Origin of the sequence: Actinomadura sp. 7K507 (assembly GCF_004348425.1) — a bacterium.
Lineage (GTDB): Bacteria > Actinomycetota > Actinomycetes > Streptosporangiales > Streptosporangiaceae > Spirillospora.
In genome coordinates this window covers 41,894-59,006 of the sequence record NZ_SMKK01000020.1, presented here as the reverse complement: position 1 = coordinate 59,006, position 17,113 = coordinate 41,894, and the positions used below count along the sequence as shown (strand labels likewise).

Below are 17,113 nucleotides of genomic sequence, written 5' to 3'. Positions count from 1 at the left end.
TAGGCCGGGGATGGAAGCGCGGTAACGTGTGGAGTCGACCGGTACTAATAGGCCGAGTGGCTTGAACACACACAACGTTCAATCCAAATCGCTGCATGAGATGTTCGCGTCCCTGTGTGGTTCCCAGAAAACAACTGGGCACCCGCACAAAACAATAGAATTTTGCCGAGCCTGGCTCGGACGAGTCTTCCCGCACCCGCCGCTGGTTGGTGGGTGTCTGGGGGTTGGTCGTTCGGTGGTTTTGGCGAGGGGGAAACACCCGGTCCCATCCCGAACCCGGAAGTTAAGCCCTTCAGCGCCGATGGTACTGCACGGGAGACTGTGTGGGAGAGTAGGACACCGCCGGACTCGTATTATGGAGAGGGCCCCGCCGACACCGGCGGGGCCTTTTTTGTTTTCGCTCCGGCCGGTCAGCATGTGGGGCCCGCCTGCGCGGTGGCCGGACGCGGTCGGCAGCACCTGCCCGCGCGATCTCTACTTGGATTCGATGCGGCCCAAGGGGGTGCTGCTCTCGGACAGGGCCTTCTGCGCCGCCGTCCAGGTGGAGTCTTCGATGCCGAGCGCGTGGCGGAGGTAGGCGAGTGTGAGCCGCTGGATGAGGCCGACGCGTTCGGGGTTCTCGTCAGTCGTCTCCTCGGCCTCGTAGCCGGCGATACCGCCGAGCGAGTGTTCCGCGCCGAACAGGGTGAGCAGACTCTCGGCGCCGGGGCTGAGGTGGTAGGGGTCGGTCATCCAGTCCGGCCCGCGGACGGTCAGCCGGTATTTCCGCGGGACGTCGTCCCGGTCCCCGACGATCACGAGGGTTGGCGTGGTCATGTGCGCGAAGCTCACGTTCAGGTGAGGCATGTTCTCGGCCGCGAACGGTGTCAGGCTGTCCCCGCCCCGTCCTGCTGTGGCGAACAGCACGCCCGCCTTGATCCGCGGGTCGGACAAGTCCTGTTCCTGCCCGGTCTCCGGGGCGAGGACCCGCAGGCCCAGCAGGGCGCCCGCCGTCTGGCCGCCGAAGGAGTGCCCGGCGGTGGCGATGCGGCTTCGGTCGAGGCGGCCGCTCAGGCCGGGAAGGGCGGACTCCAGCAGATCGAGGTTGTCGAGGATGCGCTTCATGTCCTCGACCCGGAAGCGCCAGATCCGCGGTGTGCGCGGGTCGTCCTGGGGGAGGCCCACCGTCCTGGAGTCGAGGTGGGTGGGCTGGATGACCACGAAGCCGTGAGCGGCCCAGAAGTCGGCCACTGGGCCGTAGCCGTCCAGCGACGAGCCGGAGCCGTGGGAGAAGACAATGATCGGCAGGTCACGCCCGGTCGCCGGCGCGGAGACCCTGACCTGCAGGTCCTCGCCCCGGCCGGGCACTTCCAGTACCACCGGCTTCACCGAGACGACGGGCGTGGACGCGGTGGTGGCCACGTTCGTCGTAGCCGTTTCGGTTGCGGTCATGGAAGCCTTCCTTCTGGCGGTACGTGGTCGCGGGGAGCCGGGATCGGCTTGCCACCGGACCGTGGTCTGACATGATGAGGGGAAGCGGGACGGTGTCCCGGTTCATGGCCGGGACGATACGGGACGTTGTCCCGTTTAGCAATCGTCGCGGTGAGGAGGGAGTCGATGAGCGAGAACGATCAGGCCGCGGGACGCGCGGTGGCCCGGCCCAAGCGGGCGGACGCGCGACGCAACCAGGAGGTCCTGCTCGATGCCGCCGCCGCGGTCTTCGTCACCTCGGGAGTGGAGGCGCCGATCCGCGACATCGCGGCCGAGGCCGGCGTCGGAACGGCCACGATCTACCGCCATTTCCCGACGCGAGCGGATCTCATCGTCGCCGTCTACCGGCATCAGGTCGAGGACCTCGCCGAGGCCGGCCCGTCCCTGCTGGAGACCAGCGCGACTCCGTACGCCGCCCTGGGGCGATGGATCGACCTCTTCGTTGATTTCGTGGTCACCAAACAGGGGCTTGCCGCGGTGCTGCAGTCCGACGACCCCTGCTTCGACCCCCTGCACTCCTACTTCCTGGAGCGGCTCGAGCCCGTCTGCGCGCAACTGCTCGACGCCGCGGCGGCGTCGGGCGAGATCGACCCCGGCCAGGACGCCTACGAGTTCATGCGCGGCGTTGGGGGCCTGTGTGCCGGCGCCCGTGACAATCCTCGCTATGACGGACCTCGGCTGGTCAAACTCCTCATCGCAGGGCTACGCCGGGCTCGGTGAGCCCGGACCGGTCTCGTGCGCCGCCCACTCCAGCGGCGGCCTTCTCAGTCCCCGGGAGTGGAACTGCGGCGTCCGGCGAAGGTGTCCCAGAGGACCGCGGCGGGTTCGGCGGTGCCGAAGAGCGATTCGATGCGGGAGCGGTCACCGTCCAGGTGTGTGAGGGTCTGGACGCCGAGGAACATCGCGACCGCGATCATGCCGAGTTCGCGGGACGGGACGAGGCGTTCCAGCGTCGTTCCGTCGACGAGCCGCTGGACCGCGGCGGCGGCGAAGCCGGACCAGGATTCGACGTGGGAGAGGAGTTCCTCCCGCAGCCGCGGCGATGTCGCCGAGGCCGTGAAGAGTTCCTGGACCGCGTCGATATGCCCCTGGTCGCGCAGGTCTTCGGCGTACATTTCGCGGAGACGTGAGAGCAGTTCGGTGGCGTCCGTGCAGGAACCGAGTACGTCCTCGTAGCGTGCCATTCGGGCCTGGCTGGTGTGGCGGAGAGCCGCGACGAGAAGGGCCTCCAGGTCCTCGAAGTGGTAATAGATGACGCCAGGCGCGAAGCCGCCCGTCTTGGCGATCGAGCGGGCCGTCGTCCCGCCGTATCCCTCGACGGCGAGCGTCCGGATGGTCGCTTCGAGGAGGCGTTTCCTGGCCTCCGCGCGTGGCGCCATGTGTTCAGATCACTTTCCAGGGTTCGATCCCGGCCTCGGCGAGGACGGGGTCGAGGCGTCGTGCGAGCTTCGGCAGGTGGTGGCTCGGCACCTGCGGGTACAGATGGTGCTCCAAGTGGTACGTCAGCTCCAGGAACAGTGCGGGGACGATCCGTCCGCGCAGCGTTCGGGTCTGCGTGAGCGGCGTGTCCCCGTAGTGCCGGTGCGGCAGGTGGACGGTCAGCAGAGGATAGATCCAGCTTCCCACGATCATCATGGCGGCGTACACGAGGAGCCCCCGCGAGAACAGGACGCCGGCGCCGACGGCCGCGAAGGGGAACGCCGCCTCCGCCAGCAGCCACACGCGCTGACCGGCCGCGCCGCGCCGGTACGCCCACCACCACAGGCGGACGAGGAAGACCGGGCCGTAGAGGACCGCGCCGAGCATCGACAGGTCCGCCGGGTATCCCTCGGGGTCGTCGTCGCCGGGGAATGTCCGATGGTGCTGGAGGTGAGTGGCGCGGTAGGCGTGGCCGCTCTCCAGGAGGACCGCGCCCAGCAGGAACAGGGCCCATTCCGTTGCCTGCCTCCCGAGACCGAGAGACCGGTGGACGGCGTCGTGTGTCGCCGTCACAACCGCGACGAAGATCCCGAAGGCGATGAGAGGTGTCAGCCACCACCAGCCCGCGAGCCATGCCACGGCGAACAGGCCGACGCCCGCGTAGGGAAGGGACAGCGCGAGGATCCGACGCGGGCGGGTGGTGACGAGCAGGTCGGGGCCGAGCTCCGAAAGCCTGGGGACCGTCATCGGGTCACCGCCGTCCGGCGTGCGGCCTTGAGCGCCTCGTCCGCGACGATGCGGCTGCCCAGCGCGCACGCGACGGTGCCGAGTCCGGGCCAGGTGGAGTCGCCAACGAGCCACAGCCCGGGCACGCCAAGGGAATGCGGGACGGCGTTCTGGTTGGCGTTGCCCGGCGTCTGCCGGACGCCGCCGACCGCACCGCCCGGCCGGAAGGCGAAACGCGCGTAGGAGCGCGGCGTGCCCACCTCCCAGACCCGCGCGCGTTCGCCGAGGCAGGGATGGACGCGGCGGGCCAGGCCGACGAGACGCTCCCCGATCTCCTGCTTGCGGACGTCGTAGTCGGCGTCCGGAAGGTCGGCCCAGTCCGCGAGCCCGGTGTGCGTGGAGATCATCACGGCCCGCTGCCCCGGCGGTGCGCTTTCGGTGTCGCCCCGCGCGGACACCGAAACGAACATGTTGTTGCCGTCGCCGAGCGGCCGCTTGTAGTCCTGCAGCAGCTGATGGTGGGTGAATTCCTGGCCTGCGACCTCGTCGTCCGGGACTCCGAGGAAGACGACGATCGCCCCGCCCATGTCCTCCTCGTCCCGCTGCAGGTAGGGCCTGAGAGGCCCGGCGAGGGAGGGGGCGACTCGTGCGGTCGTCGCGGCGGGCAAGGCGCTGACCACCTGCCGGGCATGGACGACGCCTCGGTTCGTGTGGACCTCGAACGCGCCGGCCCGCCCGGTGACGCGCTCGACCTGGCAGCCGGCGCGCAGTCGCCCGCCGATCCCCCGGTAGTGCGACACGAAGCGCCGCCAGAAGCCGCGCATGCCGCCGTCCGCGCGGGTGAGCCCGGCGCCGCGGATGGTGACGCCGAGCGCGGCGTTGATGAGCGGGGCACGGTCGACGGTGCTGTGGACGGTGTCCTCCACCAGCATCGCCAGCAGCCCGACCAATGGTGCCTCACCGCGGAGCCGGTGCTGGACGAGGGCGTCCCCGAGGGTGGCGTTCAGGTGGCGGGCGAGCGGGAGCCCGCGCGGCCCGAGGGCCCGCAGGTTGTGCAGGGCGTCCGCGGGGCGCCGCATCGGAAGCCGGACTCCGGCGCGGCTCGCGTGCCAGAAGACGTCCGCGAGACGGTCGAGACGGGACCAGAACGCGCGGTGCCGGGGAGTGTCGCCCAGGGCGCGGAGCCGTTCGCGGTGCCAGGCGCGGGTGTCGCGGTAGAGGGTGACCTTGCGGTCGGGCAGCCAGCCGACGTAGCCGGGCAGCGCCTCGCCGGGCACCGGGTCCATCCCGACGCTGTCGAGCAGTTCCGCGCCGACGCCGCCGGGCTCGAAGTCGACCATCGTCGTCGCGCCCACGTCGAAGGAGAAGCCCCGCCGCCGGTAGTAGCCGGCGCAGCCCCCGACATGTCCGTGGGCCTCGATGACGAGCGTGGACACCCCCGCCGCCTGCAGCCTGGCCGCCGTCGCCATCCCGGCGAGCCCGCCGCCGAGCACGGCCACCTCGCACGACGCCGGAAACCGCGCCGCCCTCCGTGGACGATCGGTCTGAACGCTTGTTCTGAACATGTGTTCAGAGTCCGTTCGGCGCTCGGCACCGTCAACCCGCGGCGACGCAGATGGCCGGACCCGGCCCCGGACGGTCTCCACCTCCGGCGGCGCATCCTCGGTGAAGGGCCGCCGACGATGCCGTATCGTCGGGCCATGCCGTCGCTGTCGCCTCGTCTCGCCGGGATCGTGGACGCTCTGCCGCTGGCGCCGGACATGCGGGTCCTGGAGATCGGGTGCGGGACGGGCGCCGCCGCGCGGGCCGTCGCGGCCCGGCTCGGCACCGGGCACATCCTCGCGATCGACAGGTCCGCCAAGGCGATCGCGCAGACGAGGGCTGCTTCGGCGGACGAGATCGCCTCGGGACGCATGAGCGTCCGGCAGGCGACGATCGAGGACTTCGAGCCGGAGCCCGGCGAAGGGCCGTTCGACCTCGTGTTCGCGGTACGGGTCGGCGCGCTCGACGGCCGGCATCCGGAGGCGGGACGCAGGGCCATGACGCGCATCGCCGCGGTGCTCGCACCGGGTGGCCGCCTTCTCATCGACGGAGGCGGCCCCTTGCGGGAGATATCCGTCTGAGCCGCCGCCCGAAGGCCGTGCCGGTCAGCGGCCGAGGGCCTGGTCGAGGATGGCGGCCCACTGGTTCAGCAGGCGGGCGCGGCGGGCCGAGTCGTCGGTGAGCAGGTCGGCCAGGCCGAGGCCGCGCACGAGGTCCAGGGTCGCCTGGACCGTCTCCCGGACGCCGGGCACGCTCTCGTCCGCGCCGAGCGCCTCGATCGTGAGACGGTGCGCCTCGCGCCCGACCCGCGCCTCCAGGGGGACGACCTGCGCACGGAGCTGCTCGTCGGAACTCGCGGCGACCCAGAGTTGCAGCGCGGCGCGGAACAGGGGGCTCGTGTACATCTCGCCGAGGAGCGTGACGACGTCCAGGGTGGACGGACGGCGCCCGGTGAGCGCGTTCAGGCGCTCGCGCATCCGGGCAATCCGCACCTCGGAGCCGTACCCGACCGCGGCCGTCACCAGTTCCTCGCGCGTCCTGAAGTGGTGCTGCGCCGCGCCCCGGGAGACGCCGGCGCGTTCGGCGACCACGGCCACGGTCGTCCCGGCCCAGCCCGCGGAGGCGAGGCATTCCACGGCGGCCTCCAGGAGGCGCTGCCGGGTCGCGCGGCTGCGGTCCTGCCGCGGTTCGCGGGGGAGTGCCTGGGCGCTCATCTGGTCCTCGGCTCGGTGGTCCTCCAGTCAACCAAACGCCCGCAGAAGAAACAATCATGCGTGATTGATTTTTTGTTGCCGGGCTGGCAGGGTTCAGGCATGAGCCAACCGTTGCGGGTCGGTAACGCCTCGGGCTTCTACGGTGACCGCTTCTCCGCGATGCGGGAGATGCTGGAGGGCGGGCCGCTGGACGTCCTGACCGGCGACTACCTCGCCGAGCTGACGATGCTCATCCTGGGGCGCGGCAAGATGAAGGACCCGGACGCCGGCTACGCCACCACGTTCCTGCGGCAGATGGAGGAGTGCCTCGGGCTCGCCGTGGAGCGCGGCACCTCGATCGTCGCCAACGCGGGCGGGCTCAACCCGCGCGGGCTGGCGGACAGACTGCGCGAGCTGGCGGGGCGGCTCGGCCTCGACGTCCGCGTCGCCCACGTCGAGGGCGACGATCTGCTGGAGCGGGCCGCGGAACTGGGGTTCGCGGACTCGCGGTACGGGCGGCCGCTGACGGCCAACGCCTACCTGGGGGCGTGGGGGATCGCCGAGTGCCTGCGGAGCGGCGCCGACGTGGTGGTCACCGGCCGCGTCACCGACGCCTCCCTGGTCGTGGGCCCGGCCGCCGCGCACTTCGGCTGGGCGCGGGACGACTGGGACGCGCTGGCCGGCGCGACCGCCGCCGGGCACGTCCTGGAGTGCGGGGCGCAGGCCACGGGCGGCAACTACGCCTTCTTCGAAGAAATCTACAATGTAAAGGCGCCGGGCTTTCCGGTCGCCGAGATCCACGCCGACGGCTCCAGCGTGATCACCAAGCACGACGGGACGGGCGGCGCCGTCACCGCCGAGACCGTCACGGCGCAGCTGCTGTACGAGATCGGCGGGCCGTCCTACGCCGGCCCGGACGTGACCACCCGCTTCGACACGATCGAGCTGGCCCGTGACGGCGCGGACCGGGTGCGGATCAGCGGCGTCAAGGGGCTCCCGCCGCCGGCCACCACCAAGGTCTGCCTGAACCACCTCGGCGGTCACCGCAACGAGGTGACCTTCGTGCTCACCGGGCTCGGCATCGAAGCCAAAGCGGAACTCGCCAAGAGGCGGCTGGAGGCGGCCTTCGGCGGCGCCCCGCCCGCCCGCGTCGAATGGACGCTCATCGGGACCCCCGAGCCCGACCCCGCCACCCAGGGCGCGGCCACCGCCCTGCTCCGCTGCGCCGTCCTCGACCCGGATCCGGAGAAGGCCGGCCGCGCGTTCAGCGGGGCGGCCGTGGAACTGGGCCTCGCCGGCTACCCCGGCTTCACCATGACCTCCCCGCCAGGGAAAGGCGGTCCATACGGTGTCTACACGCCCGCGTACGTCCCCAACGAGGCGGTCGAGCATGTGGCGGTCACGCACGCGGGCGAGCGCGTCCCCATCCCGCCGGCTCCCGTCGTGACCGAGATCGCCGACGCGCAGGCCGAAACGGACGCCGCCCCATCCCGCTGGGGGACGACCGTCCGCGTCCCCCTGGGACGGGCCGCTGGAGCCCGGAGCGGGGACAAGGGCGGGGACGCCAACATCGGGGTGTGGGCGCGGACGGACGCGCAATGGCGATGGCTTGAGCCGTTCCTCACCGTCGAGCGGTTGCGCGAGCTGCTGCCCGAGACCCGCGATCACTCCGTCCACCGCCATGTGCTGCCCAACCTGCGCGCGGTCAACTTCGTCGTCGAAGGCCTCCTCCAGGAGGGCGTGTCGGCGTCGACCCGGTTCGACCCGCAGGGCAAGGCCCTCGGCGAGTGGCTGAGGGCCCGCCACGTCGACATCCCGGAGGCGGTCCTGTGACGCTCAAGAGCATGCTCGACACGCGCGGCCCGGAGTACCGGGAGCGGCGCGCGGCCATGCTGGACAAGCTCGCGGCATTGGACGCCGAGCACGCCAAGGCCCTCGGCGGCGGCGGGGAGAAGTACGTCGCGCGGCACCGCGAGCGCGGCAAGCTGCTCGCGCGGGAGCGTGTCGAGCTGCTGCTCGACCCCGATTCGCCGTTCCTGGAGCTGAGCCCGCTCGCCGCGTGGGGCAGCGACTTCCCCGTCGGGGCGAGCGTCGTCACCGGGATCGGCGTCGTCGAGGGCGTCGAATGCCTGATCGTGGCGAACGACCCGACGGTGCGGGGCGGGTCGAGCAACCCGTGGTCGGTGAAGAAGAGCTTCCGGGCGGCCGACATCGCGCTGGAGAACCGGCTGCCGGTCATCAACCTGGTCGAGTCGGGCGGCGCGGACCTGCCGACGCAGAAGGAGATCTTCATCCCGGGCGGGCGGATGTTCCGCGACCTGACCCGGCTGTCGGCGGCGGGGATCCCGACGGTCGCGCTGGTGTTCGGCAACTCCACGGCGGGCGGTGCGTACATCCCGGGCATGTGCGACCACGTCGTCATGGTCAAGGAGCGCGCGAAGGTCTTCCTCGGCGGGCCGCCGCTGGTGAAGATGGCCACCGGGGAGGAGGCGGACGACGAGGAGCTCGGCGGCGCGGAGATGCACGCGCGGACCTCGGGACTCGCCGACTACATGGCCGTGGACGAGCCGGACGCGCTGCGCCTCGGCCGCCAGATCGTCAAGAACCTCGACCACCGCAAGGCGGGCCCCGCGCCCGGGCCGGTGGAGGAGCCGCTGTACGACGCCGAAGAGCTGGCGGGCATCGTCCCCGAGGACCTGAAGGTCCCGTTCGACCCGCGCGAGGTCATCGCCCGGATCGCGGACGGCTCCCGGTTCGACGAGTTCAAGCCCCTGTACGGGACGAGCCTGGTCACCGGCTGGACGCGCGTCCACGGCTACCCGGTCGGGATCCTCGCCAACGCGCAGGGCGTCCTGTTCAGCGAGGAGGCGCAGAAGGCGGCGCAGTTCATCCAACTCGCCAACCAGAGCGACACCCCGCTGCTGTTCCTGCACAACACGACCGGCTACATGGTCGGCAGGGACTACGAGCAGGCCGGCATCATCAAGCACGGCGCCCTGATGATCAACGCGGTGGCCAACAGCAAGGTCCCGCATCTGACGATCGTGATGGGCGCCTCGTACGGGGCGGGCAACTACGGCATGTGCGGCCGCGCGTACGACCCCCGGTTCCTGTTCGCGTGGCCGAGCGCCAAGTCGGCGGTGATGGGCCCGCAGCAGCTCGCCGGCGTCCTGTCGATCGTGGCGCGGCAGGCCGCCGAAGCGCGCGGTCAGGCCTACGACGAGGACCAGGACCGCGCCATGCGGGAGATGGTCGAGAACCAGATCGAGGCGGAGTCGCTGCCGTTCTTCCTGTCGGGACGGCTCTACGACGACGGCGTGATCGACCCGCGCGACACCCGCACCGTACTCGGCCTGTGCCTGTCCGTCGTCCACAACGCGCCCGTGCGCGGAGCCGATGGCTTCGGCGTCTTCCGGATGTGAGCCCGATGATCGAAACAGTGCTGGTCGCCAACCGGGGCGAGATCGCCCGCCGCGTCCTGCGGGCCTGCCGGGACCTCGGCATCGGGACGGTCGCCGTCCACTCCGACCCGGACGCGGGATCGCCGCACGTCCGGGAGGCGGACGTGGCGGGGCGGCTGCCCGGGGCGTCCCCTGCGGAGACGTACCTGTCGGCGGAGCGGCTCCTCGCCGTGGCGGCGAGCGCCGGGGCGGACGCCGTCCACCCGGGGTACGGGTTCCTGTCGGAGAACGCGGACTTCGCGCGGGCCGTGATCGACGCCGGCCTGACCTGGATCGGCCCACCGCCGGCGGCGATCGCCGCGATGGGCTCCAAGATCGAGGCCAAGAAGCTGATGGCCGCCGCGGACGTGCCGGTGCTGCCCGAGCTGGACCCCGAGCACGTCGCCGCCGCGGACTTCCCGCTGCTGGTGAAGGCGTCCGCGGGCGGCGGCGGGCGCGGCATGCGGATCGTCCGGACGCCGGACGACCTGCCGGACGCCGTCGCCGCGGCCCGCCGCGAGGCCGAGTCGGCGTTCGGCGACCCGACGGTGTTCTGCGAGCCGCTGCTGGAGGGCGCCCGCCACATCGAGGTGCAGATCGTCGCCGACGCGCACGGCGGCGTCTGGGCGCTCGGCGAGCGCGAATGCTCGATCCAGCGCCGCCACCAGAAGATCGTCGAGGAGGCGCCGTCCCCGGCGGTCGGGCCCGGGCTGCGCGGCGAACTGTGCGACGCGGCGGCGAGCGCGGCCCGCGCGATCGGCTACACGGGGGCGGGCACGGTCGAGTTCATGCTCGCCGGCGACGGCCGCTTCTTCTTCCTGGAGGTCAACACCCGCCTCCAGGTCGAGCACCCGGTCACCGAATGCGTGTACGGGGTGGACCTCGTCCGGCTGCAGATCGAGATCGCCGAAGGGGCGCGGCTCCCGGACGCCGTACCGGAGCCGCGCGGCCACGCCATCGAGGTCCGCCTCTACGCCGAGGATCCCGCACATGACTGGCGCCCCGGCAGCGGGCCTCTGCACACCTTCGAAGTGCCGGGCGTCGACGCCGAGTTCGCCGTCCCCGCCTCCTTCGGGCTGCGGCTCGACAGCGGTGTGGAGGGCGGCGGCGAGATCGGCGTCCACTACGACCCGATGCTCGCCAAGGTGATCGCGTGGGCGCCGTCCCGCCGCGCCGCGGCCCGGCGGCTCGCGGCCGGGCTGCGCGGCGCCCGCGTCCACGGCCCGGCCACCAACCGCGACCTGCTCGTCCGGGTGCTGGAGGAACCCGGTTTCCTGGACGGCGACACCGACACCGGGTACCTGGACCGGATCGGCCTCGGCGTCCTCGCCGCGCCGCTGGCCGGCGAGGACGCGGTCCGGGTGTCCGCGCTGGCCGCCGCGCTGGCCGGGGCGGCGGCGGACCGGGCCGCCGCGCCGGTGCTCGGCGGGCTCCCGTCCGGTTGGCGCAACGTCCGGTCGCAGCCCCGGCGCCGGACGTTCGAGGGCCCCTCGGGGGCGGTCACCGTCGACTACTACCTGCACAGGGACGGGCTGGTGTCCGAGCTGTGCCCCGGCACCTCGATCGTGGCCGCCACACCGGAACGGGTCGTCCTGGACCATGGGGGCCTGCGCGAGACGTTCACGGTGGCCACGGCCGGTGACTCGGTGTACGTCGACTCCCGCCTCGGTCCGGTGGCCTTCCGGGCCGTCCCGCGCTTCGCCGACCCGAGTGGCCAGATCGCCCCCGGCTCCCTCCTCGCCCCCATGCCCGGGACCGTCCTGCGCGTCGAGACCGAGCAGGGCGCGGAGGTCACCGAGGGCCGGACACTCGTCGTCCTGGAGGCGATGAAGATGGAGCACCGCATCGCCGCGCCCGCCTCCGGGACGGTCGCGGAACTGAACGTCTCAGCGGGGCAGCAGGTCGAGTCGGGCGCCGTCCTCGCCGTCATCGAGGCGGCCTCGGGATGAGGCTCCCCAAGACCTACTGAGCGGCCAGCGCGTCGAGCTGCTCCTCCAGGGTCACGGGCGCCGTCAGTCGGTTGTCCACGGCCGTGTGGGGGACGGGTGGCGGCTCGCCGGGGCGCATCCGCGCGGTGAAGGCGCCGAAATCGGCCAGTTTGCCGGTGTCGCGGGGTGAGCCGCGTTCCTCCAGGCGGTGCCGGAGCGTCGCGGCGTCCGTGCGGATCCAGACGAGGTGGACGGGCGGGCCGCCCAGGGAACGCGTCCACTCCGTCCAGCGCCGCCCGTTCCGGATGTGGCCGGTGAACGGGCCGCTGAGCAGCACCGGGCAGCCGTGGCCGCGGACCTCCCGGGCCGTCGCGGTCATCCCGGCGTACTCGTGCGGCTTGACGTGCTCGTCGTACCAGGGGCCCTCGCGTTCGCCCGGGTCGCGGGCGGACGCCGCGAGGGCCGCCGCGACGAACGGCCCGTACATCGTGTCCTTGTCCAGCAGGGCGGGGACGGGACGCAGCCGTGCCAGCAGCAGGTCCGCCACGGTGGACTTGCCGGAGCCGGGCGGCCCGGCCACCACCCAGACGGGGGCGGGGATCATGCCGACAGGCTGAGGCGGCGGGTCGCCAGCCGCTCGATGCTCGCCTCGTCGATCTCGTGGCCCAGGCCCGGCTGGGTGAGGGGGACGCCGACGACCCCGCCGGACGAGCGGACCGGCGGCGACACGAAGACCGGGCCGCCCGCCGGGTCGGACACGTCGCTCGGCAGCGTGCAGCCCGGCAGCGACGCCAGCGCGACCGCGGCGGCCTGGCCGATGCCGAACGCGCCGCAGCCGCTGCACCACACGTCCCACCCGGCCGCGTACGCCAGGTCGTGGGCGCTGCGGGCGGCGGTCAGCCCGCCGAACCGGTCCAGCCGCAGGTGCAGGGCGCGGCCCGCGTCCAGCGACAGGGCCGCGTCGAGGGTCTCCAGGTCGCCGACCGCGGGCGCGACGGCGGTGCCGACCCGGAGCTGCAGGCGGGCGTGCGCGGCCAGGTCGCCGGCGGTGAACGGACGCTCGACCGCCGCCAGGCCGTAGGAGTCCAGCGCCTCCAGGGCCGCCATGTGCTCGGGCGCCTCGGTGTAGGCGTGGCCGGCGTCGGCGACGAGCGCCAGCGCCGGGTACGCCTGCCTGACCGCGCGGACGGGCTCGATGTCCCAGCCGGGGCGTATGTCCAGGGTGACGCGCGTGTGGCCCGCTCCAACGGCCTTGTTGACGCGGGTGGTGACCGCGTCCAGCGCCGGCTCCGGCGTGATCCGCGAGCCGGTCACGATGGACGTGCGGGTACCGCCGAGCGCGTGCGCGAGCGGCATGCCCTGGGTCCGGCACCACAGGTCCCAGCAGGCGGTGTCGATCGCGGCGGCGGCCGCCGGGGCGCCGAGGTCGGCGGCGGCGGACACGTCCTCGGGGCGGTCCCATTCCAGCCCGACGAGCGCGGGCCCCATGCGTTCCTCGATGTCGGCCCAGCCCGGGCCGGGATCGCCGGATCCGTCCGGGACGGGCATCTCGCCCCACCCCACCGCGTCGCCGCCGGTGAGCCGGACCAGGACGCTCGCCGGCCGCCGCCCGCGCGGCATCGCGACGCGGAACGCGTCGCAGTCTCGGATCCGTGGCACCCGCACCGCCCTTCGATCGATCGGTCTCCTCCCATGATCCCCCCTCCGGGCACCTGGGAGGACACGCCGCGCGGGTCAGGCCGCGCCGGGCGGTCCGGGCGTCCCGGTGCGGAGGCGGCGCAGGAACGGGCGCAGCGGGCGCCGCTCGTACCCGCCGTCCGCGAGGCCCGCGAGGCGCTCGAACGGGTTGTAGGACGACCAGTCGCCGCACAGCAGCATCGACACGCCCGCGCACAGCCCGTAGAGCGGGATCATGAGGGGCCCGAGGCACCAGGCGTACTGCGTCGAGTGCCGCGCCTCGTGCCGCAGGAGCGGGGAGTCGCCGGCCAGGCCGGAGGCGTCGCCGCGCACGAGGATGACGTTCCCGACCGTGAACGCCGCCGCGACGGGGAACGGCGGCCGGTACCCTCCGGCGACCACCAGCCCGTCCGGTGCCCGGCGCCGGCTGCGGGGGCGCCGGGTGGCGGCCGCGGCCAGCAGCAGCCCGAGGACCGTCGACAGGTTGACCAGATTGACGACCTGACGCAGCCGGTGCGCCCGCTTCACGGGCAGTTCGCCTCCAGGGAGATCGGCTTGCTGGGGGCCTCGGGCGTCTTGGTGGAGCCGTTCGGCGAGTCCCCCGTCTCGGGCGGGGACGTGCTCGGGGACGTGCTCGGCGACGAGCCGGCTGTGCCGTTCGGCCGGCTGCTCACCTGGCGCGGGTCGCTGTTGACCGCCTCGGACGTCAGTTTGCGGATCAGGTCGAAGTCGGGGTTGCCGGTGTAGATCAGCGGCGGCACGAACTGCAGGCTGTTGATCTTCGCGCCGTCCTTGACGTTGTCCGACAGCCCCACCAGCGCGGGCAGCAGCTCCTGCGGGATGTCGGTCGACAGGGTCCGCTTGGCGGCGGAGGCCAGCTGCTGGAAGCTGGTCAGCACGGTCCTCGGGTCGGCCTGCTCGGCGATCGCCGCCATCAGGCACTTCTGCCGGCCCATCCGCACGTAGTCGCTGCTGTTGGTGCGGGACCGGCCGTACCAGAGCGCCTCCTTGCCGGTCAGCGTCCGGTTGCCGGGTTCGAGCACGGCGCCTTCCAGCCCGTAGGGGATGGGCTGCTCGATGTTGACCCGGACGCCGCCCATGGCGTCGATGATGTCGGCGAAGCCGAACATGTCGACCAGGATGTAGTAGTCGACCCGCAGGCCGAGGATGCCGGCGATGGTGGCCTTCAGCAGCTCGGGGCCCCGCTCGTCCGGGGGGACGCCCGGCACCAGGTCGGGGTGGTCCTCGGCGTACTGGTACACCTCGTTCAGCAGGCCCGGCGTCTGGAGACCGTCGCCGGTGAAGCCGTGGGGGAAGCGGTTGCGGGCCGGGCCGGGCGGCAGCTGGAAGCTCTCCAGGTTGCGGGGCAGGCTCAGCAGCACCGTGTCGCCGGTCTCGGTGTCGACGCTGGCCACCGTCATGCTGTCGGTGCGCACGCCGGAGCGGTCCTCGGCGGAGTCGCCGCCGAGCAGCAGGATGTTGACGCGGTCCTGCCCGTCGAACGGGTCGTCGGCGTCGACCTTCTTGCCGTTCTCGGTGCCGCTGCGGAAGATGCTGGTCAGCGCGTCCCGGTAGACGTAGGTGCCGTGCGCCGACCAGGCGACCGGGACCGCGACGGCGAAGCACATCACGGCGACCGCCGCGGTGCCGAGCGCGTGGCCGGCGGCCGACAGCCGGATCGGGCGCAGCACCTGGTAGGAGCGGATCACGATGAAGACCCACACCATGCCGAACACCAGCAGCGCGACCGACAGCCGCTCCAGGACCTCCGGCTGGACGGCCAGGTGCAGCAGGTCGGAGCGGTAGACGGTGGCGGCGGCCGCCACGGCGGCGGCGAGCGCCGTCCACAGGGCGAGCAGCAGCCCCCCGGCCCGGCGGCGGCCGGCGACGATGTGGGCGACGCCCCAGACCAGGGCCGACGCGAGCGTCAGCGCCAGCGCGCGGGGGAGACCCCCGGCGCCGCCGGGGGAGCGGTCTCCGTCCCCTTCCCGGGCGCGCCGACTCGCCGATCGACCCATATACGCTCCGATTCCCACCCACGGTCGAATAAGCCTGGCTCACCTTATGGACGCGCGGGACCGGTCAAAAGTTGCGCGGGAGCCGACCGCATGCGAGCGCGTGTGACCTCAGGTACAGCTGTTGCTCAGGATATGCACTCCGGCCGTCTCGTGGGAGGCCGACCCCGAGTCGCGGACCGCCCGCGCCGCCATCCGCCTGATCTCGGGGTAGTCCGGGCGCCAGGTGGAGACGGCGGGCGGGACGAACTGCAGGCTCGTGATCTCGGCGTTCTTCACCTTGGCCGCCAGGTCGACCAGCGGCGGCAGCAGCCGCCGCGGGAGATCGGTGCTGACCGAGTCCTTGAAGACCCGGGTGAGCCGCTGGAAGCTGCGCAGTACGGTCAGCGGCCCCGCCTGGCGGGCGAGCGCCCACATCAGGCATTTCTGCCGGCCCATCCGGACGTAGTCGCTGCTGCCCGTCCGCGACCGCCCGAACCACAGGGCCTCCCGGCCGGTGAGCGTGCGGCAGCCCGGTTCGAGTCTGCCCGCCGGCACCTGCTGTTCGGGGACCGGGACGGCGTCGTCCACGCAGACCCGGACGCCGCCGACCGCGTCCACGATCTGCCGGAAGCTGCGCATGTCGACCATCGCGTAGTAGGGGACGGGGCGGCCGAGGATGTGCCCGACGGTCCGCTTCAGCAGTTCGGCGCCGGGATCGGGGACGTTCCCGCCGCCCGCGAGCAGCCCGGGACGCTCGGCGCCGTTCTCGTAGACCGAGTTCAGCAGTTCCTCGGGCGGGTACGGGACCCGCTCGCTGCCCGACCACACCGGCACGTGCTGCAGGTTGCGCGGAAGGCTCAGCAGGACCGTGTTCCCCGTCGCGGTGTCGATGCTGGCCACCGTCATGCTGTCGGTGCGGATGCCCGGCCGTCCCACGTCGGCGTCCCCGCCGATGAGCAGGACGTTGAGCCGCCGGATGTGCGCCCACGGGTCGCCGCGGTCCTCCGCGGCGCCCGCCGGGCCGGGCGAGCCGCCGCCCCGCCCGTCGGAGAACACGCTGGTGACGAGTTCGCGCTGCAGATGCCCGAAGTGGGCGACGGTCAGCGGCGGGACGACGGCCAGCAGGCACAGGACCGAGACCGTGGTGCCTCCGGCCAGCCGCCACGGCGGCGACAGCCCGTCCGGCACCAGCACGGCGTAGGAGTGGATGATCAGTGCCGCCCACAGCCCGGCGAGGACCGCGGAGCCGGCGGTGAGGGCCAGCAGCCAGCCCGGCCGCACCGTCAGCTCCAGGAACAGCGACCGGCCGTGGCCGGCGGCGATCGCCGCGGCGGTCAGCAGCACCGCCTGCGCGCCGAGCAGCGCCGCGCCGAGCCGGACGCGTCCCGCCCGCAGGTGCGCGACGCCGGGCAGCACCGGTGACGCCGCCGCGATCAGCAGCGCCTCCGCCAGCCGCCGCGGCGCAGCGTCCCGGTGCCTTCGCCCGTGCCCTTCGTCCTGCTCGTGCTGCTCGCCCCGGTCCCCGGCCTCCGGCCGCGCATCGTCCGGCAGCAGACGTGTCCCGTCGCCGATCGGCCCGCCGTCGACCATTGCTCCGCCCCCTTCAGGGACGCGAGCCCCCCGTGCACGTCCCCCGGACTACGAGCGTGCAGGTCAGAGCCATGATTTCGGCGTGACGGCGGCGGCGTGTCGCGAAATGCGGGCCCGTGCGGGCGGCGGAA

General features: G+C 72.8%; 15 protein-coding genes and 1 rRNA gene. 6 read left to right on the top strand and 10 right to left on the bottom strand.

All coding sequences use genetic code 11. From position 1 onward, the window contains the following. Window positions 1–231: 231 nt before the first annotated feature. Window positions 232–348, top strand: a 5S ribosomal RNA gene (gene rrf, locus E1285_RS07390). Between the two features lie 126 nt (window positions 349–474). On the opposite strand, the gene E1285_RS07385 is transcribed toward rrf, so the two are convergent. Further along, on the bottom strand, window positions 475–1,431 hold the full coding sequence (locus E1285_RS07385; RefSeq protein ID WP_132149427.1) for a chlorophyllase: 957 nt from the start codon (window positions 1,429–1,431) through the stop codon (window positions 475–477). A gap of 165 nt (window positions 1,432–1,596) precedes the next feature. Here E1285_RS07385 and E1285_RS07380 point away from each other — a divergent pair, with 165 nt between their 5' ends. Then, window positions 1,597–2,190, top strand: a complete 594-nt coding sequence (locus tag E1285_RS07380) for a TetR/AcrR family transcriptional regulator (RefSeq protein WP_132149425.1) — start codon at window positions 1,597–1,599, stop codon at window positions 2,188–2,190. Between the two features lie 44 nt (window positions 2,191–2,234). On the opposite strand, the gene E1285_RS07375 is transcribed toward E1285_RS07380, so the two are convergent. From E1285_RS07375 to E1285_RS07365, 3 genes are read right to left on the bottom strand one after another with little or no spacing between them, the layout of a single operon-like run. Next, window positions 2,235–2,849 carry a TetR/AcrR family transcriptional regulator gene (locus E1285_RS07375; protein WP_132149423.1) on the bottom strand — a complete coding sequence of 205 codons (615 nt, stop codon included), beginning with the start codon at window positions 2,847–2,849 and terminating at the stop codon, window positions 2,235–2,237. A 4-nt stretch (window positions 2,850–2,853) separates the two neighbouring features. Beyond that, window positions 2,854–3,636, bottom strand: coding sequence for a fatty acid desaturase (locus E1285_RS07370; protein WP_132149421.1), 783 nt, complete (start codon window positions 3,634–3,636; stop codon window positions 2,854–2,856). Continuing rightward, window positions 3,633–5,114 (bottom strand): NAD(P)/FAD-dependent oxidoreductase, encoded by a 1,482-nt coding sequence (locus tag E1285_RS07365; protein ID WP_207946459.1) that lies wholly within the window; start codon window positions 5,112–5,114, stop codon window positions 3,633–3,635. The genes E1285_RS07370 and E1285_RS07365 overlap by 4 nt, the downstream gene beginning before the upstream one ends. A gap of 201 nt (window positions 5,115–5,315) precedes the next feature. Here E1285_RS07365 and E1285_RS07360 point away from each other — a divergent pair, with 201 nt between their 5' ends. After that, a complete protein-coding gene (locus tag E1285_RS07360) occupies window positions 5,316–5,738 on the top strand; it encodes a class I SAM-dependent methyltransferase (RefSeq protein ID WP_132149416.1) in 423 nt (140 codons plus the stop codon). Between the two features lie 24 nt (window positions 5,739–5,762). Here the strand turns inward: E1285_RS07360 and E1285_RS07355 are convergent, their stop codons facing one another. Then, complete coding sequence (locus E1285_RS07355; protein ID WP_132149414.1) at window positions 5,763–6,371, bottom strand: TetR/AcrR family transcriptional regulator; 609 nt, start codon at window positions 6,369–6,371, stop codon at window positions 5,763–5,765. A gap of 99 nt (window positions 6,372–6,470) precedes the next feature. Here E1285_RS07355 and E1285_RS07350 point away from each other — a divergent pair, with 99 nt between their 5' ends. The 3 genes from E1285_RS07350 to E1285_RS07340 are packed head-to-tail and all read left to right on the top strand — an operon-like array spanning window position 6,471 to window position 11,739. Then, window positions 6,471–8,183: an acyclic terpene utilization AtuA family protein gene (locus E1285_RS07350; RefSeq protein ID WP_132149412.1), complete on the top strand. Its 1,713-nt coding sequence runs from the start codon at window positions 6,471–6,473 to the stop codon at window positions 8,181–8,183. 11 nt (window positions 8,184–8,194) lie between these two features. Continuing rightward, window positions 8,195–9,772, top strand: coding sequence for a carboxyl transferase domain-containing protein (locus E1285_RS07345; protein WP_132149441.1), 1,578 nt, complete (start codon window positions 8,195–8,197; stop codon window positions 9,770–9,772). Window positions 9,773–9,777: 5 nt separating this feature from the next. Further along, window positions 9,778–11,739, top strand: a complete 1,962-nt coding sequence (locus E1285_RS07340; RefSeq protein WP_132149410.1) for a biotin carboxylase N-terminal domain-containing protein — start codon at window positions 9,778–9,780, stop codon at window positions 11,737–11,739. A gap of 13 nt (window positions 11,740–11,752) precedes the next feature. Here E1285_RS07340 and E1285_RS07335 read toward each other — a convergent pair whose 3' ends face one another. The 5 genes from E1285_RS07335 to E1285_RS07315 form a co-directional block, all read right to left on the bottom strand. Continuing rightward, a complete protein-coding gene (locus tag E1285_RS07335; protein ID WP_132149408.1) occupies window positions 11,753–12,322 on the bottom strand; it encodes an AAA family ATPase in 570 nt (189 codons plus the stop codon). Then, window positions 12,319–13,377 (bottom strand): enolase C-terminal domain-like protein, encoded by a 1,059-nt coding sequence (locus E1285_RS07330; protein WP_132149406.1) that lies wholly within the window; start codon window positions 13,375–13,377, stop codon window positions 12,319–12,321. Before E1285_RS07330 ends, E1285_RS07335 begins: the two co-directional genes overlap by 4 nt. Before the next feature lie 75 nt (window positions 13,378–13,452). Further along, the gene (locus E1285_RS07325; RefSeq protein WP_132149404.1) at window positions 13,453–13,923 is read right to left on the bottom strand and encodes a hypothetical protein; all 471 of its coding nucleotides are present in this window, start codon (window positions 13,921–13,923) and stop codon (window positions 13,453–13,455) included. Beyond that, a complete protein-coding gene (locus E1285_RS07320) occupies window positions 13,920–15,413 on the bottom strand; it encodes an LCP family protein (protein ID WP_132149402.1) in 1,494 nt (497 codons plus the stop codon). Before E1285_RS07320 ends, E1285_RS07325 begins: the two co-directional genes overlap by 4 nt. Window positions 15,414–15,521: 108 nt before the next feature. Next, on the bottom strand, window positions 15,522–16,982 hold the full coding sequence (locus E1285_RS07315; protein ID WP_132149400.1) for an LCP family protein: 1,461 nt from the start codon (window positions 16,980–16,982) through the stop codon (window positions 15,522–15,524). Between the last annotated feature and the right edge of the window lie 131 nt (window positions 16,983–17,113).

Coding starts and splice junctions, on each gene's coding strand:
- E1285_RS07375 (WP_132149423.1), bottom strand. CDS start 2,849: ATGGCGCCACGCGCGGAGGCCAGGAAACGCCTCCTCGAAGCGACCATC.
- E1285_RS07340 (WP_132149410.1), top strand. CDS start 9,778: ATGATCGAAACAGTGCTGGTCGCCAACCGGGGCGAGATCGCCCGCCGC.
- E1285_RS07380 (WP_132149425.1), top strand. CDS start 1,597: ATGAGCGAGAACGATCAGGCCGCGGGACGCGCGGTGGCCCGGCCCAAG.
- E1285_RS07360 (WP_132149416.1), top strand. CDS start 5,316: ATGCCGTCGCTGTCGCCTCGTCTCGCCGGGATCGTGGACGCTCTGCCG.
- E1285_RS07355 (WP_132149414.1), bottom strand. CDS start 6,371: ATGAGCGCCCAGGCACTCCCCCGCGAACCGCGGCAGGACCGCAGCCGC.
- E1285_RS07335 (WP_132149408.1), bottom strand. CDS start 12,322: ATGATCCCCGCCCCCGTCTGGGTGGTGGCCGGGCCGCCCGGCTCCGGC.
- E1285_RS07315 (WP_132149400.1), bottom strand. CDS start 16,982: ATGGTCGACGGCGGGCCGATCGGCGACGGGACACGTCTGCTGCCGGAC.
- E1285_RS07370 (WP_132149421.1), bottom strand. CDS start 3,636: ATGACGGTCCCCAGGCTTTCGGAGCTCGGCCCCGACCTGCTCGTCACC.
- E1285_RS07350 (WP_132149412.1), top strand. CDS start 6,471: ATGAGCCAACCGTTGCGGGTCGGTAACGCCTCGGGCTTCTACGGTGAC.
- E1285_RS07385 (WP_132149427.1), bottom strand. CDS start 1,431: ATGACCGCAACCGAAACGGCTACGACGAACGTGGCCACCACCGCGTCC.
- E1285_RS07345 (WP_132149441.1), top strand. CDS start 8,195: ATGCTCGACACGCGCGGCCCGGAGTACCGGGAGCGGCGCGCGGCCATG.
- E1285_RS07320 (WP_132149402.1), bottom strand. CDS start 15,413: ATGGGTCGATCGGCGAGTCGGCGCGCCCGGGAAGGGGACGGAGACCGC.